This is a genomic window from Propionivibrio sp. (genome assembly GCF_041441355.1).
Classification (GTDB): domain Bacteria; phylum Pseudomonadota; class Gammaproteobacteria; order Burkholderiales; family Rhodocyclaceae; genus Propionivibrio.
Genome location: NZ_JASDTF010000025.1, coordinates 1 through 15,693, shown reverse-complemented (window position 1 = coordinate 15,693; position 15,693 = coordinate 1). Strand labels below are relative to the sequence as shown.

Genomic DNA, 15,693 nt, shown 5'->3' with positions numbered 1-15,693 from the left:
GTCTGCGCTTCGCCATCCGTGAAGGCGGTCGTACCGTCGGCGCCGGCGTCGTCGCTAAAATCATCGAGTAATTCGTTCCAATCCTGGCGCGCTGCCTGTGTGGCGCGCCTGTAGTCTCTGCTGCAGGGGCATAGCTCAATTGGCAGAGCGTCGGTCTCCAAAACCGAAGGTTGGGGGTTCGAGACCCTCTGCCCCTGCCATCTCTCTGGTTAGCTGACGTATGGCCGATAAATTCAAGTTCGCAGTGGCTCTGTTGCTTCTGGTGGCAGGGCTGGCGGGCTATTACCTGCTCTCCGAGCAGGCGATGATCCTGCGTGTGCTTTCCGTGTTGCTCGGTCTCGGCGTTTCGACCGCGGTCGCATGGAAGACTGAGCCTGGGCAGCAGTTTTTTGGTTTTGGCAAGGAAGCCGTGGCCGAAGCCAAGAAAGTGGTTTGGCCGACGCGCAAGGAAACCTTGCAGACGACCGGTCTGGTTTTTGCCTTCGCGGTCATCATGGCGCTCTTCCTTTGGGTGGCTGACAAGAGCCTCGAATGGGTGCTCTACGATCTGATTCTGGGCTGGAGAAAGTGATGAGCAAGCGCTGGTATGTCGTGCATGCCTATTCCGGCTTCGAAAAGAGCGTTCAGCGCGCCTTGATCGAGCGTGTTGCCCGGCACGGTATGCAGGATGCGTTCGGTCGCATCTTGGTGCCGGTCGAAGAAGTCGTCGAACTGCGCTCGGGCCAGAAGAGCATCTCTGAGCGCAAGTTCTTCCCGGGCTACGTTCTCGTCGAGATGGAAATGAACGACGAGAGCTGGCACCTCGTGAAGAGCACGCCGAAGGTGACCGGTTTCGTAGGTGGGACGGCCAACAAGCCGACGCCGATTTCCGAGAAGGAAGTCGAAAAGATCATGCAGCAGATGCAGGATGGCGTCGAGAAGCCGCGTCCGAAGGTGCTGTTCGAGCCGGGTGAAGTGGTTCGGGTCAAGGAAGGTCCGTTTACCGACTTCCACGGCAGCGTCGAGCACGTTAATTACGAGAAAAGTCGCTTGCGGGTTTCGGTCACGATCTTTGGTCGTTCGACGCCCGTCGAGTTGGAGTTTGGTCAGGTCGAGAAGGCTTGAGTTGAAAAGAATTCATCATGCCGGCGCTTGCCGGCGTGATGCTGTAGTGCGACCCGAGGGTCGCGTTTGTCGTTGGGGAGCGCCGTCGCGGCGCGTTCGAACCCGTTTATAGGAGTTTTACCGTGGCAAAGAAAATTGTCGGCTTCATCAAGCTGCAAGTGCCGGCGGGCAAGGCCAATCCTTCGCCCCCCATCGGTCCGGCGCTCGGTCAGCGCGGCCTGAACATCATGGAATTCTGCAAGGCGTTCAACGCCCAGACGCAGGGCGTCGAGCCCGGCCTGCCGATTCCGGTGGTCATCACGGCTTACGCGGACAAGAGCTTCACCTTCATCATGAAGACCCCGCCGGCCACCATTCTGATCAAGAAGGCCGCCGGCATCCAGAAGGGTAGCCCGAAGCCCCATACCGATAAGGTTGGCAAGCTGACCCGCGCCCAGTGCGAAGCCATTGCAACCCAGAAGATGCCCGATCTGACCGCCGCTGACATGGATGCGGCCGTGCGTACGATCGCCGGCAGCGCCCGTTCTATGGGCATCACCGTGGAGGGCCTCTGAGATGGCTAAGTTGAGCAAGCGTCAGAAGGCTGTTCAGGGCAAGGTCGATCGCAGCAAGAACTACGCGGTCGTCGATGCGCTGTCGCTGGCCAAGGAATTCGCTACCGCCAAGTTCGACGAGTCGATCGACGTGGCCGTTAGCCTCGGCATCGACCCGCGCAAATCGGATCAGCTGGTGCGTGGTTCGGTCGTTCTGCCGGCCGGTACCGGTAAGACCGTGCGCGTCGCCGTTTTCGCCCAGGGCGATAAGGCTGAAGCCGCCAAGGCCGCCGGTGCCGACATCGTCGGTTTCGACGACCTCGCCGCTGAAGTCAAGGCTGGCAACATCAACTTCGACGTGGTCATCGCCACGCCGGACGCGATGCGTGTGGTCGGCCAGCTCGGTCAAATCCTTGGTCCGCGTGGCCTGATGCCGAACCCGAAGGTTGGTACCGTGACGATGGATGTCACCACCGCCGTCGGCAATGCCAAGGCCGGTCAGGTCCAGTACCGTACCGACAAGGGCGGCATCGTGCACAGCACGATCGGTCGTGCCTCGTTCGCCCCGGAAAAGCTGCAGGAAAACCTGAAGGCGCTGGTTGATGCGCTGGTCAAGGCCAAGCCCGCCGCCTCGAAGGGCCAGTATCTGCGCAAGATCGCCGTGTCCAGCACCATGGGCCCCGGCATCCGCGTCGACGCCGCAACGCTGTAACAGTTTCAAGCGGGCCCTTGTGGCCCGCTGCATTACTTTGGGCTGCCGATCGTTTTTTGTTTATCGACCGGCAGATCGTCAAAGACCGCAGGTGCCCGGATTCCGGGTTTAAGCGCCTAAAACGGCCTGCGTAGACGGTGTTCCCGAACAGGATTTTGCCTCGTCCCCAGGGACCGGGTGCTCTTGTTTCAGGTCGCCGTGGGTGCGAAGCGGCGAAGTGGTCGCTTCGTGTGTTGACTTGATAGGAGGAAAGACCCATGGGTCTCAATCTTGATGACAAAAAAGCCGTCGTGGCTGAGGTGTCGGCGCAGGTGGCCAATGCCCAGACGATCGTCGTGGCTGAGTACAGCGGGATCGAGGTGACTCACCTCACCAAGCTGCGTGCTCAGGCTCGCAAGTCTGGCGTTTATCTCCGCGTGCTGAAGAACACCCTGGTCCGCCGTGCGGTGGCCGGCAGCCCCTTTGCCGACCTCGCCGGTCACATGACGGGTCCGCTGATTTACGCCATTTCCGAGGATCCCGTTGCCGCGGCCAAGGTGCTCAACGAGTTCGCCAAGACCAACGACAAGCTGGTGCTCAAGGCGGGTTCGTACGCGGGTAAGGTGCTCGATAAAGCCGGTGTGCAAGCCCTGGCCTCGATCCCGAGCCGCGATGAACTGCTGGCCAAGCTGCTGGGTGTGATGAAGGCGCCGGTTTCCGGCTTCGCCGTCGCACTGGGCCAGCTCGCCAAGCAACGCGAAGGCGCTACTGCCTGAGTTCGCCACTGACTGCTTTTTTACGAATCCAGATTTAGGAGTTTAACGATTATGGCTATCACCAAAGAAGACATCCTCGAAGCCGTTGGCAGCATGACGGTTATGGAACTGAACGACCTCGTGAAGGCGTTCGAAGAGAAGTTCGGCGTTTCCGCCGCCGCCATGGCGGTTGCCGCCCCGGGCGCTGGCGCAGCAGCTGCTGCCGCCGAAGAGCAGACCGAATTCACGGTCATGCTGCTCGCCGCTGGCGACAAGAAAGTCGAGGTCATCAAGGTTGTCCGTGCGGCGACCGGCCTGGGCCTCAAGGAAGCCAAGGACCTCGTCGACGGCGCCCCGAAGCCCGTCAAGGAAGCCATTGCCAAGGCCGACGCCGAAGCGCTCAAGAAGCAGCTCGAGGATGCCGGCGCCAAGGTCGAGATCAAGTAATCTCGCCTGTTTCAGGTGGGCTGGCCGCTCAAAAAAGCGGCCGGCCCATTTGTGTTTGATCGGAAAGCAAGGCTTTCCGGCTGCAAGACAATAATGCGCGGCAGCGTGCAAATGTAAGGGCAATACGGTTGATGAAGAAAATGTGCGGCACCGTTTGCGTTTATGTTTGTCCGTTGCGTACCGGTCGACGTAAGGTCGGCCGGGAGGCGCGAATGGATTTTGCTTTCTGAGCTCGGAGCGACCATGACCTACTCCTACACCGAGAAAAAACGTATCCGCAAGAGTTTCGCCAAGCGCGCCAGCGTGCTTGACGTTCCGTTCTTGCTTGCCACGCAGTTGGAGTCGTTTACGGCTTTCCTGCAGGCGGCTGTGCCCCCGGCACAACGCAAGAATCAAGGCTTGCAGGCGGCGTTTTCCTCGATTTTCCCGATTGTCAGCCACAGCGGCAATGCGCGCCTCGAGTTCGTCAGTTATGCACTGGCTGAACCCGCGTTCGACGTCAAAGAATGTCAGCAGCGCGGCCTGACCTTCGCCTCGGCACTGCGCGCCAAGGTGCGTCTGGTCATCATGGACCGCGAGAATCCGGACACGGTGAAAGAGGTCAAGGAACAGGAAATGTACATGGGCGAAATCCCGCTCATGACCACCACCGGTTCTTTCGTGATCAACGGAACCGAGCGTGTCATCGTTTCACAGCTGCACCGTTCGCCTGGCGTCTTCTTCGAACACGACCGCGGCAAAACGCACAGCTCCGGCAAGCTGCTCTTCTCGGCGCGCGTGATTCCCTACCGCGGTTCGTGGCTCGACTTCGAATTCGATCCGAAGGACGTCCTCTTCTTCCGCGTCGACCGTCGCCGCAAGATGCCGGTGACTACGCTGCTCAAGGCCATTGGCCTCACGCCCGAACAGATCCTGCGCGAATTCTTCGAGTTCGACACCTTCCGCATCAGCAAGAAGGGTGTTGAATTCCACCTTGTTCCCGAGCGTCTGCGCGGTGAAGTGGCGCGCTTCGATTTTTGCGATCGCACCGGCAAGGTCATTGTTGCCAAAGACAAGCGCATCACCGCCAAGCACATCCGCGAACTCGATGCTGCGGGGATCAAGCAGATCGCCGTGCCCGAGGATTTCATCATCGGCCGGACGATTGCCCAGAACATCATCGATACCGAAACCGGTGAAGTTCTCGCCAACGCCAACGACGAGATCACCGATTCGCTGCTCGGCAAGCTGGTTGCCGCTGGGATCGAAGAAGTCCAGACCCTCTACATCAACGATCTCGACCGCGGCGGCTTCATTTCGCAGACGCTGCGCAGCGACGAGACGGCCTCGCGCCAGGCTGCGCGCGTCGCCATCTACCGCATGATGCGGCCCGGCGAGCCGCCCACGGACGAAGCCGTCGAGCTGCTGTTCAACGGTCTGTTCTACTCCGACGAGCGTTACGATCTGTCGGGCGTCGGCCGGATGAAGTTCAATCGTCGTGTTGGTCGCAAGGACGTCATCGAATACAAGGTGATGGTCAAGCAGGTGCCGGCCAAGCACGAGGCCATTGTCGGCTCGATCATCGAGGTTGCCGGCGGCACGCCGGAAACCGTCGAAACCATGATCGGCGAGCTCTTCTATGGCATGCGGGCGATCGCTGAAAACCTGACCGAAGGCGAGGGCGCCGCCCTGCTGGAAAAACTCAAGGGGCTCGGCGTCTCGGGTGAAGTGCGCGAACAGCTGACGCTGTCGCCGCGCGACATCGTCGAAGTGATCAAGATTCTGGTCGAACTGCGCAACGGTCGCGGCGACATCGACGACATCGACCACCTTGGCAACCGCCGCGTGCGTTCAGTCGGGGAACTGGCCGAGAACCAGTTCCGCGCCGGCCTCGTCCGCGTTGAGCGCGCCGTCAAGGAGCGCCTGTCGCAGGCTGAGTCTGAAAACCTGATGCCGCACGACTTGATCAACGCCAAGCCGATCAGCGCTGCGGTGCGCGAGTTCTTCGGGTCCAGCCAGCTGTCGCAGTTCATGGACCAGACCAACCCGCTCTCCGAGATTACCCACAAGCGCCGCGTTTCGGCGCTCGGCCCGGGCGGTCTGACGCGCGAACGCGCCGGCTTCGAAGTGCGCGACGTGCATCCGACCCATTACGGCCGCGTCTGCCCGATCGAAACGCCGGAAGGTCCGAACATCGGCCTGATCAACTCACTGGCGCTGTTTGCCCGTACCAACGAGTACGGCTTCCTGGAAACGGCCTACCGCAAGGTCGCCGACGGCAAGGTGACGAACGAGATCGAGTATCTCTCTGCGATCGAGGAAGGTGCCTACATCGTCGCTCAGGCCAACGCTGCGCTTGATGCGAACGGAACGCTGATCGACGAGCTCGTGACCTGCCGTGAAAAGGGTGAAACCATCCTGGCCGAGCCGTCGCGCGTGCAGTACATGGACGTCGCGCCGGGGCAGATCGTCTCGGTCGCTGCGTCGCTGATTCCGTTCCTTGAGCACGACGACGCGAACCGTGCGCTGATGGGCGCCAACATGCAACGTCAGGCCGTGCCTTGTCTGCGCCCGGAAAAGCCGGTCGTCGGGACCGGTATCGAGCGCACCGTGGCAGTCGACTCTGGCACCGCCGTCCAGGCGCTGCGTGGCGGCGTGGTCGACTACGTGGATGCCTCGCGCGTCGTCGTGCGGGTGCACGACGACGAGACGGTGGCGGGTGAGGTCGGCGTCGATATCTACAACCTGGTGAAGTACACTCGTTCCAACCAGAACACCAACATCAACCAGCGACCGATGGTGCGCGTGGGCGACATCATCGCCAAGGGCGACGTGGTGGCCGACGGCGCTTCGACCGACAAGGGCGAGCTGGCGCTCGGGCAGAACATGCTGATCGCGTTCATGCCCTGGAACGGCTACAACTTCGAAGACTCGATCCTGATCTCCGAGCGTGTGGTTTCCGAAGATCGCTTTACCTCGATCCATATCGAGGAACTGACGGTCGTCGCGCGCGACACCAAGCTCGGGCCGGAAGAAATCACTCGCGACATCGCTTCGCTCGGCGAAGCCCAGCTGTCGCGTCTGGATGACTCGGGCATCGTCTACATCGGTGCCGAAGTCGAAGCCGGCGACGTGCTCGTCGGTAAGGTGACGCCGAAGGGCGAAACCCAGCTGACGCCTGAAGAGAAGCTGCTGCGCGCGATCTTCGGCGAGAAGGCGTCCGACGTGAAGGATACCTCGCTGCGTGTGCCCTCCGGGATCGCCGGAACGGTCATCGATGTGCAGGTGTTCACGCGTGAAGGCATCGAGCGCGACAAGCGCGCTCAGTCGATCATCGACGACCACCTGCGTGGCTACAAGCTTGACTTGGCCGACCAGCTGCGCATCGTCGAACGCGACGCGTTCGCCCGTGTTGAGCGTCTGATCGTCGGTAAGGTGGCCAACGGTGGTCCGAAGCGTCTGACCAAGGGCACGACCATCGCCAAGGATTACCTGGATGGTATCGAGCCGCACAACTGGTTCGACATTCGCATGGCCGATGACGATGTCGCCCAGCAGCTCGAGTCGCTGCGCGAAGGTCTGGAGCAGACGCGCAAGGACTTCGACGTCGCGTTCGAAGAAAAGCGCAAGAAGCTCACCCAGGGCGACGAACTGCCCCCGGGCGTGCAGAAGATGGTCAAGGTCTACGTGGCCGTCAAGCGCCGTCTGCAGTCGGGTGACAAGATGGCCGGCCGCCACGGGAACAAGGGGGTCGTGTCACGCATCGTCCCGGTCGAGGACATGCCCTACATGGCCGATGGCCGCCCGGTGGACATCGTTCTCAACCCGCTCGGCGTTCCGTCGCGGATGAACATCGGTCAGGTGCTGGAAGTTCACCTTGGTCTCGCGGCCAAGGGGCTCGGCTTCCGGATCGGCGAGATGATGCGCCGTCAGGCGAGCGCGCAAGAACTGCGCGGGTTCCTGGACAAGGTGTACAACACCAACGGCAAGCCGGAAGACATCGCTTCGCTGACCGATGCCGAGATCATCGAGATGTCGGGCAACCTTGAAGCGGGCGTGCCCTTCGCGACGCCAGTTTTCGACGGCGCCAAGGAAGAGGAAATCAAGGAAATGCTGCGCCTGGCCGGAATGCCGGAGTCGGGTCAGATGACCCTCTTCGACGGCCGTACTGGCGAGCAGTTCGAGCGTAAGGTGACGGTGGGCTACATGCACATGCTCAAGCTGCACCACCTTGTCGACGACAAGATGCACGCCCGTTCGACCGGTCCGTACTCGCTGGTGACGCAGCAGCCGCTCGGCGGTAAAGCCCAGTTCGGCGGCCAGCGTTTCGGTGAAATGGAAGTCTGGGCACTGGAAGCCTACGGCGCCTCGTATGTCCTGCAGGAAATGCTGACCGTCAAGTCTGACGACGTGAACGGCCGGACCAAGGTCTACGAGAGCATCGTCAAGGGCGACCACAAGATCGACGCAGGCATGCCGGAGTCGTTCAACGTGCTGGTCAAGGAAATCCGCTCGCTGGCGATCGACATCGATCTGGAGCGCTACTGAGCGTAGGCCTCGGCCACGGAATGACGGTCGCCGCTGCGGCGGCGACCAATGGAATTAGGGTTCTCACCCCGAATGGAGTGAAAGATGAAAGCACTGCTTGATTTGTTCAAACAGGTAACGCAAGAAGAGCAATTCGACGCGATTACCATCGGCCTTGCCTCCCCCGAGAAGATTCGCTCGTGGTCGTACGGCGAGGTCAAGAAGCCGGAAACGATCAACTATCGCACCTTCAAGCCGGAGCGCGATGGTCTGTTCTGCGCCAAGATTTTCGGACCGATCAAGGATTACGAGTGCCTGTGCGGCAAGTACAAGCGCCTGAAGCACCGCGGTGTCATTTGTGAGAAGTGCGGCGTCGAAGTGACGCTGTCCAAGGTGCGGCGTGAGCGCATGGCGCACATCGAACTGGCTTCGCCGGTCGCCCACATCTGGTTCCTGAAGAGCCTCCCGAGCCGTCTCGGGATGGTGCTTGACATGACCCTGCGCGACATCGAACGGGTCCTGTACTTCGAAGCCTACGTCGTTTGCGATCCGGGCATGGTGGCCCATCTGCAGCGCGGCCAGCTGCTTACCGAAGAGCAGTGTCTGGAGCTGATGGAAGAGCACGGCGACGACTTCCGTGCCGCCATGGGTGCCGAAGGCGTGCGCGAACTGCTGCGCTCGCTCGACGTCAACAGCGAGATCGACCGCCTGCGCGCCGAACTCGAGACGACGACCTCGGAAACCAAGAGTAAGAAGTTCTCCAAGCGCCTCAAGATCCTCGAAGGCTTCCAGAAGTCGGGCATCAAGCCCGAGTGGATGATCCTCGAAGTTCTGCCGGTGCTGCCGCCCGACCTGCGCCCGCTGGTGCCGCTGGATGGCGGTCGTTTCGCGACCTCGGATCTGAACGACCTCTATCGCCGGGTCATCAACCGCAACAACCGTCTGAAGCGTCTGCTCGAGCTCAAGGCCCCCGAAATCATCGTGCGCAACGAAAAGCGCATGCTGCAGGAAGCCGTCGACTCGCTGCTCGACAACGGCCGTCGCGGCAAGGCCATGACCGGCGCCAACAAGCGTCCGCTCAAGTCGCTGGCTGACATGATCAAGGGCAAGGGCGGCCGCTTCCGTCAGAACCTGCTCGGTAAGCGCGTCGACTACTCGGGCCGTTCGGTCATCGTGGTCGGCCCGCAGCTCAAGCTGCACCAGTGCGGCTTGCCGAAGCTGATGGCGCTTGAGCTGTTCAAGCCCTTCATCTTCAACCGTCTCGAAATCATGGGCCTGGCGACGACCATCAAGCAGGCCAAGAAGATGGTCGAGACCCAGGAGCCGGTGGTCTGGGACATCCTGGAGGAAGTCATCCGCGAGCATCCAATCATGCTCAACCGGGCGCCGACGCTGCACCGCCTCGGCATCCAGGCCTTCGAACCGACCCTGATCGAAGGCAAAGCCATCCAGCTGCACCCGCTCGTCTGTGCGGCGTTCAACGCCGACTTCGACGGTGACCAGATGGCCGTGCACGTGCCGCTGTCGCTCGAAGCACAGATGGAAGCGCGGACGCTGATGCTGGCGTCGAACAACGTGCTCTCGCCGGCCAACGGCGAGCCGATCATCGTTCCTTCACAGGACATCGTGCTCGGGCTCTACTACGCCACCCGTGAGCGCACCAACGCCAAGGGCGAAGGGATGGTCTTCTCGGATCTGGCTGAAGTGACGCGGGCCATGCAGTCGGGCTCCCTCGACATCCACGCGAAGGTCTCGGTGCGGATCAAGGAGTACGTGCGCAGCGAAAACAACGGCTGGCAGGAAAAGCTGACCCGTTATCAGACGACGGCCGGTCGCGCGCTGCTGTCGGAGATTCTGCCCAAGGGGCTGCCGTTCAGCGTGCTTGACCGTCCGCTGAAAAAGAAGGAAATCTCCAAGCTGATCAACAACGCCTTCCGTCGCTGCGGCTTGAAGGAAACGGTGATTTTCGCCGACAAGCTGATGCAGAACGGCTACCGTCTGGCAACGCGTGCCGGCATCTCGATCTGTGCGGACGACATGCTCGTGCCGCGCCAGAAGAGCGAGATCATTGCCGCAGCTGAACGTGAAGTGAAGGAAATCGAGAACCAGTACACCAACGGTCTCGTGACCAACGGCGAGCGCTACAACAAGGTGGTCGACATCTGGGGCCGTACCGGCGATCAGGTGGCCAAGGTCATGATGGAGCAGTTGGGCCATGAAGAAGTTGTCGATCGCCACGGCAATACCGTCAAGCAAGAGTCGTTCAACTCGATCTACATGATGGCGGATTCGGGCGCCCGGGGTTCCGCAGCGCAGATTCGTCAGCTGGCCGGGATGCGCGGCCTGATGGCCAAGCCGGACGGCTCGATTATCGAAACGCCGATTACCACCAACTTCCGTGAAGGCCTGAACGTTCTTCAGTACTTCATCTCGACGCACGGCGCGCGTAAGGGTCTGGCCGATACCGCACTGAAGACCGCGAACTCGGGTTACCTGACCCGTCGTCTGGTCGACGTGACGCAGGACCTCGTGGTCATCGAGGACAACTGCGGCACCGAGAACGGCGTGACGATGAAGGCCCTGATCGAGGGTGGTGAAGTCATCGAGGCGCTGCGCGAACGAATCCTCGGCCGCGTCACCGTCTACGATGTCGTCAATCCGGAAACCGACGAAACGGTGATCGACGCTGGCACCTTGATCGATGAAGATCTCTGCGACCTGATCGACCAGCTCGGCATCGACGAAGTCAAGGTGCGCACGCCGCTGACCTGCGACACCCGCTACGGCCTGTGCGCCAAGTGCTATGGCCGCGACCTCGGGCGCGGCACGCCGGTGAACGTCGGCGAGGCGGTCGGTGTCATCGCTGCTCAGTCGATTGGCGAACCGGGTACTCAGCTGACCATGCGGACCTTCCACGTCGGTGGCGCGGCTTCGCGTGCTGCGGTGGCGAGCCAGGTCGAGACCAAGAGTTCAGGCGTCGTGCGCTTTACCGCCACGATGCGTTACGTGACCAGCGCGAAGGGTGAGAAGATCGTCATTACCCGTTCGGGTGAAGTCGTCATCGCCGATGATAACGGTCGCGAACGCGAAAAGCACAAAGTGCCGTACGGCTCGACGCTGCAAGTGGCCGACGGGCAGCAGGTCAAGGCCGGCACCAAGCTGGCGACCTGGGATCCGCACACCCGTCCGATCATCGCCGAATACGCTGGTCTCGCCAAGTTCGAAAACGTCGAAGAAGGTGTGACGGTGGCCAAGCAGATCGACGAAGTGACCGGTCTGTCGACGCTGGTGGTCATCGATCCGAAGCGCGGCGGCAAGGCGCCGAGCAAGGGCTTGCGCCCGCAGATCAAGCTGTTCGACGCCAGCGGCGAAGAAGTGCGCATGCACGGCAGCGATCACGCGGTCACCATCACCTTCCAGGTTGGCGCGATCATCAACGTGGTCGATGGGCAGCAAATTTCGGTCGGCGACGTGTTGGCACGTCTGCCGCAGGAATCGGCCAAGACCCGCGACATTACCGGCGGTCTGCCGCGAGTCGCCGAGTTGTTCGAAGCCCGTACCCCGAAGGACGCTGGCATGCTGGCCGAATTCACCGGGACCGTTTCTTTCGGCAAGGACACCAAGGGCAAGCAGCGCTTGGTCATCACCGACCTCGATGGCGTGACTCACGAGTACCTGATTCCGAAAGACAAGCACGTGCTGGTGCACGACGGCCAGGTGGTGAACAAGGGCGAATTGATCGTTGACGGCGCGCCGGACCCGCACGACATCCTGCGTCTGCAAGGCGTCGAGGCACTGTCGGTGTACATCACCGATGAGGTTCAGGACGTCTATCGTCTGCAGGGCGTGAAGATCGCCGACAAGCACATCGAAGTCATTGTCCGCCAGATGTTGCGTCGCGCTTTCGTGGTCGATCCGGGCGAGACCAAGTTCATCCGTGGCGAGCAAGTGGAAAAAGCGCATCTGCTCGACGAAAACGATCGCATGGCCGCTGAAGGCAAGCTGCCGGCGGTCTGGGAGCCGGTTCTGCTGGGGATTACCAAAGCCTCGCTGTCGACCGATTCGTTCATCTCAGCCGCTTCCTTCCAGGAGACGACTCGCGTGCTGACCGAAGCCGCGATCATGGGCAAGCGCGACGAGTTGCGCGGCCTGAAGGAAAACGTGATCGTCGGTCGTCTGATCCCGGCGGGCACAGGTCTGGCCTACCATCGCATGCGCAAGCAGAACGCGAACAACCCGGATCTTGTTGAAGAGCAATCAGTTTTCGTCGACGCAGCCCCGGTCGGTGAGGACAAGCAGGAACCCTTGGTCGGTTGACTCAAGGTTTGATTTGGACCTAGAATCTCGGGTCTTTCTTGGCAAAGGCTAATCATTGCCTCTGTCAGTTATAAAAAAACGGTCGGGGCGGAAGCGATTCCGCCTTGGCCATTTGGGCTGTAAGTACGTCGGTTCTACGTGCGGGCAGCTGTAATTAGGGATAGAAATATGCCAACCATCAACCAGTTGGTGCGTAAGCCGCGTGAAGCGGTGCGTGCCAAGAGCAAAGTTCCGGCGCTGGAGAATTGTCCTCAGAAGCGCGGCGTGTGCACCCGTGTGTACACCACCACGCCGAAGAAGCCGAACTCTGCTCTGCGTAAGGTCTGTAAAGTTCGTCTGACCAATGGCTTCGAGGTCATTTCGTACATCGGCGGTGAAGGCCACAACCTGCAAGAACACTCGGTCGTGCTGATTCGCGGCGGTCGTGTGAAGGACTTGCCGGGTGTGCGCTATCACACGGTCCGTGGCTCGCTCGATACTCAGGGCGTCAAGGATCGGAAGCAGAGCCGTTCGAAGTACGGCACGAAGCGTCCGAAGGCTGCCTAATCGCAGTCCGAGTAAGTGGTCGTTCCTTTGGGCGGCCGAGAAGGGATTTTCCCTTCAACTGAATTGATTATTGAGAGGTTGATATGCCCCGTCGTCGCGAAGTACCCAAGCGCGATATCCTGCCGGATCCTAAGTTCGGCAACGTTGAAGTTTCCAAGTTCATCAACACCATCATGCTCAGCGGCAAGAAGTCGGTTGCCGAGCGCATCGTCTATGGTGCATTCGACATCATCTCCACCAAGTCTGGTAAGGACCCGGTCGAGGTCTTCGGTCTGGCGATGGGCAATGTGAAGCCGCTGGTCGAAGTCAAGAGCCGTCGTGTTGGTGGCGCTAACTACCAGGTTCCGGTCGAAGTGCGCCCGAACCGTCGTATGGCGCTGGCCATGCGCTGGCTGCGCGAAGCAGCGCGCAAACGTTCGGAAAAGTCGATGGGCCAGCGTCTTGCTGCTGAGATGCTCGAAGCCGCCGAGAACCGCGGTGGCGCCGTCAAGAAGCGCGACGAAGTGCATCGTATGGCCGACGCCAACAAGGCGTTCGCGCATTTCCGCTTCTGATTCGGAGTATGTTCCTCGCCGGCGGCCTAGCCGTCGGCGCTCGTTCTTTATCAGCGAAGGCTTACTATCGTGGCACGCAAAACACCCATCGAGCGCTACCGCAATATCGGTATTAGCGCGCACATCGACGCCGGCAAAACCACTACGACCGAGCGCATCCTTTTCTACACCGGTGTTAACCACAAGCTCGGCGAAGTTCATGATGGCGCGGCCACCATGGACTGGATGGAGCAGGAGCAAGAGCGCGGCATCACCATTACGTCGGCCGCGACGACCTGCTTCTGGAAGGGGATGGACAGAAGCTATCCCGAGCACCGGTTCAATATCATCGACACCCCGGGGCACGTCGACTTCACGATTGAAGTCGAGCGCTCGATGCGCGTCCTGGACGGCGCCTGCATGGTCTATTGTGCCGTGGGTGGCGTGCAGCCGCAGTCGGAAACCGTCTGGCGCCAGGCCAACAAATACAAAGTGCCGCGTCTGGCCTTCGTGAACAAGATGGACCGCCAAGGGGCCGACTTCTTCAAGGTTGTCGACCAGATGCAGACTCGCCTGAAGGCGAGCCCGGTGCCGATCGTGATTCCGATCGGCAAGGAAGACACCTTTGCTGGCGTCATCGACCTCATCAAGATGAAGGCGATCATCTGGGACGAGGCGTCCCAGGGTATGAAGTTCGAATACCAGGACGTTCCCGTCGAGCTGCAAGGTCTGGCCGATGAGTGGCGTGCCAAGATGGTCGAGTCCGCAGCCGAGGCTTCCGAGGATCTGATGAATCAGTACCTCGAGCAGGGAGAGTTGAGCGAGGCTGAGATCATTCAGGGCTTGCGTCAGCGCACGATCGCTTGCGAAATCCAGCCGATGCTTTGCGGTACTGCGTTCAAGAACAAGGGCGTGCAGCGCATGCTCGACGCGGTCATTGAACTGCTGCCGTCGCCGGTCGATATTCCGCCGGTTGCCGGTGAGGACGACCGCGAGCAGCCGGCCTCCCGTAATGCTTCCGACGACGAGAAGTTCTCGGCCCTGGCGTTCAAGCTGATGACTGACCCGTACGTCGGCCAGCTGACCTTCATCCGCGTTTATTCGGGGGTTCTCGAGTCGGGGATGACCATCTACAACCCGGTCAAGGGCAAGAAAGAGCGCATCGGCCGGATTCTGCAGATGCACGCCAACAACCGCGAGGAAATCAAGGAGGTTCGCGCGGGTGACATCGCGGCCTGCGTCGGTTTGCGCGAAGTTACGACGGGTGAAACGCTGTGTGATCCGGACGCTGAGATCACGCTTGAGCGCATGGTTTTCCCGGAGCCGGTGATTCACATCGCCGTCGAGCCGAAGACCAAGAGCGACCAAGAAAAGATGGGTATCGCCCTGGGTCGTCTGGCACAGGAAGATCCGTCGTTCCGCGTTCGCACCGACGAAGAGTCGGGCCAGACCATTATCTCGGGCATGGGCGAACTTCACCTCGAGATCATCGTCGACCGCATGAAGCGCGAATTCAACGTCGAAGCCAACGTTGGTGCGCCGCAGGTGGCTTACCGCGAATGCATCAAGAAGTTGGTCGAGCAGGAAGGCAAGTTCGTCAAGCAGTCCGGCGGTCGGGGTCAGTTCGGTCACGTCTGGCTCAAGATCGAGCCGAACGAGGCGGGCAAGGGCTACGAGTTCGTCGACGCCATCAAGGGCGGAACCGTTCCGCGCGAGTACATCCCAGCGGTCGACAAGGGCCTTCAGGACGCGATCAAGAGCGGCGTGTTGGCGGGCTTCCCGGTCGTGGACATCAAGTTCACCCTGTTCGACGGTTCGTACCACGACGTTGACTCGAACGAAAACGCATTCCGCATGGCGGCTTCGATGGCCTTCAAGGAAGGTATGAAGAAGGCCCAGCCGACGCTGCTCGAGCCGATGATGTCGGTCGAAGTCGAGACGCCCGAGGATTACATGGGCAACATCATGGGCGACCTCTCGGGTCGTCGCGGCATCGTTCAGGGGATGGACGATCTGCCTGGCGGGATGAAGGCCATCAAGGCTGAGGTGCCGCTGGCCGAGATGTTCGGTTACGCGACCACGGTCCGTTCGCTGTCGCAGGGTCGTGCCACGTATTCGATGGAATTCAAGCACTACGCCGAGGCGCCGAAGAACGTCGCCGAGGCCGTGATCAACAAGAAGTAACTTTGGTTTTGCGAGGATAGAAAATGGCTAAGGCAAAATTTGAACGTACGAAGCCGCACGTGAACGTCGGCACGATT

The 15,693-nt window shown here is 60.7% G+C and carries 12 protein-coding genes and 1 tRNA gene; all 13 read left to right on the top strand.

The genetic code is table 11. The annotated features are described in order from the left end of the window. Positions 1-71, top strand: a 71-nt coding sequence (locus QMB55_RS09610; protein WP_198525954.1) for an EF-Tu C-terminal domain-related protein, incomplete at its 5' end; no start/stop codon positions are given. 53 nt (positions 72-124) lie between these two features. Continuing rightward, a tRNA-Trp gene (locus QMB55_RS09605) sits at positions 125-200 on the top strand. Positions 201-220: 20 nt separating this feature from the next. After that, positions 221-571, top strand: a complete 351-nt coding sequence (gene secE / locus QMB55_RS09600) for a preprotein translocase subunit SecE (RefSeq protein WP_497588478.1) — start codon at positions 221-223, stop codon at positions 569-571. Beyond that, positions 571-1,104, top strand: coding sequence for a transcription termination/antitermination protein NusG (nusG, locus tag QMB55_RS09595; protein ID WP_497588477.1), 534 nt, complete (start codon positions 571-573; stop codon positions 1,102-1,104). Before secE ends, nusG begins: the two co-directional genes overlap by 1 nt. A gap of 122 nt (positions 1,105-1,226) precedes the next feature. Further along, positions 1,227-1,658 carry a 50S ribosomal protein L11 gene (rplK, locus tag QMB55_RS09590; protein WP_497588476.1) on the top strand — a complete coding sequence of 144 codons (432 nt, stop codon included), beginning with the start codon at positions 1,227-1,229 and terminating at the stop codon, positions 1,656-1,658. Position 1,659: 1 nt separating this feature from the next. Next, positions 1,660-2,349: a 50S ribosomal protein L1 gene (gene rplA / locus QMB55_RS09585; RefSeq protein WP_497588475.1), complete on the top strand. Its 690-nt coding sequence runs from the start codon at positions 1,660-1,662 to the stop codon at positions 2,347-2,349. Between the two features lie 257 nt (positions 2,350-2,606). Further along, entirely contained in the window at positions 2,607-3,104 is a 498-nt protein-coding gene (gene rplJ / locus QMB55_RS09580) for a 50S ribosomal protein L10 (RefSeq protein ID WP_497588474.1), read from the top strand. 51 nt (positions 3,105-3,155) lie between these two features. Then, complete coding sequence (rplL, locus tag QMB55_RS09575) at positions 3,156-3,530, top strand: 50S ribosomal protein L7/L12 (protein ID WP_497588473.1); 375 nt, start codon at positions 3,156-3,158, stop codon at positions 3,528-3,530. Between the two features lie 243 nt (positions 3,531-3,773). Continuing rightward, the gene (gene rpoB, locus QMB55_RS09570) at positions 3,774-8,057 is read left to right on the top strand and encodes a DNA-directed RNA polymerase subunit beta (protein ID WP_497588472.1); all 4,284 of its coding nucleotides are present in this window, start codon (positions 3,774-3,776) and stop codon (positions 8,055-8,057) included. Between the two features lie 84 nt (positions 8,058-8,141). Then, entirely contained in the window at positions 8,142-12,353 is a 4,212-nt protein-coding gene (rpoC, locus tag QMB55_RS09565) for a DNA-directed RNA polymerase subunit beta' (RefSeq protein WP_497588471.1), read from the top strand. A 168-nt stretch (positions 12,354-12,521) separates the two neighbouring features. Then, positions 12,522-12,899 (top strand): 30S ribosomal protein S12, encoded by a 378-nt coding sequence (gene rpsL, locus QMB55_RS09560; RefSeq protein ID WP_497588470.1) that lies wholly within the window; start codon positions 12,522-12,524, stop codon positions 12,897-12,899. Positions 12,900-12,982: 83 nt separating this feature from the next. Next, complete coding sequence (gene rpsG, locus QMB55_RS09555) at positions 12,983-13,453, top strand: 30S ribosomal protein S7 (protein WP_497588469.1); 471 nt, start codon at positions 12,983-12,985, stop codon at positions 13,451-13,453. A 69-nt stretch (positions 13,454-13,522) separates the two neighbouring features. Further along, positions 13,523-15,616 carry an elongation factor G gene (gene fusA / locus QMB55_RS09550; RefSeq protein ID WP_497588468.1) on the top strand — a complete coding sequence of 698 codons (2,094 nt, stop codon included), beginning with the start codon at positions 13,523-13,525 and terminating at the stop codon, positions 15,614-15,616. The last annotated feature ends 77 nt before the right edge of the window (positions 15,617-15,693 follow it).

Bases quoted from the DNA above. Each gene is read 5' to 3' on its own strand.
- secE (WP_497588478.1), top strand. From the start codon at position 221: ATGGCCGATAAATTCAAGTTCGCAGTGGCTCTGTTGCTTCTGGTGGCA.
- nusG (WP_497588477.1), top strand. From the start codon at position 571: ATGAGCAAGCGCTGGTATGTCGTGCATGCCTATTCCGGCTTCGAAAAG.
- rplA (WP_497588475.1), top strand. From the start codon at position 1,660: ATGGCTAAGTTGAGCAAGCGTCAGAAGGCTGTTCAGGGCAAGGTCGAT.
- rplJ (WP_497588474.1), top strand. From the start codon at position 2,607: ATGGGTCTCAATCTTGATGACAAAAAAGCCGTCGTGGCTGAGGTGTCG.
- rplL (WP_497588473.1), top strand. From the start codon at position 3,156: ATGGCTATCACCAAAGAAGACATCCTCGAAGCCGTTGGCAGCATGACG.
- rpoB (WP_497588472.1), top strand. From the start codon at position 3,774: ATGACCTACTCCTACACCGAGAAAAAACGTATCCGCAAGAGTTTCGCC.
- rpoC (WP_497588471.1), top strand. From the start codon at position 8,142: ATGAAAGCACTGCTTGATTTGTTCAAACAGGTAACGCAAGAAGAGCAA.
- rpsL (WP_497588470.1), top strand. From the start codon at position 12,522: ATGCCAACCATCAACCAGTTGGTGCGTAAGCCGCGTGAAGCGGTGCGT.
- rpsG (WP_497588469.1), top strand. From the start codon at position 12,983: ATGCCCCGTCGTCGCGAAGTACCCAAGCGCGATATCCTGCCGGATCCT.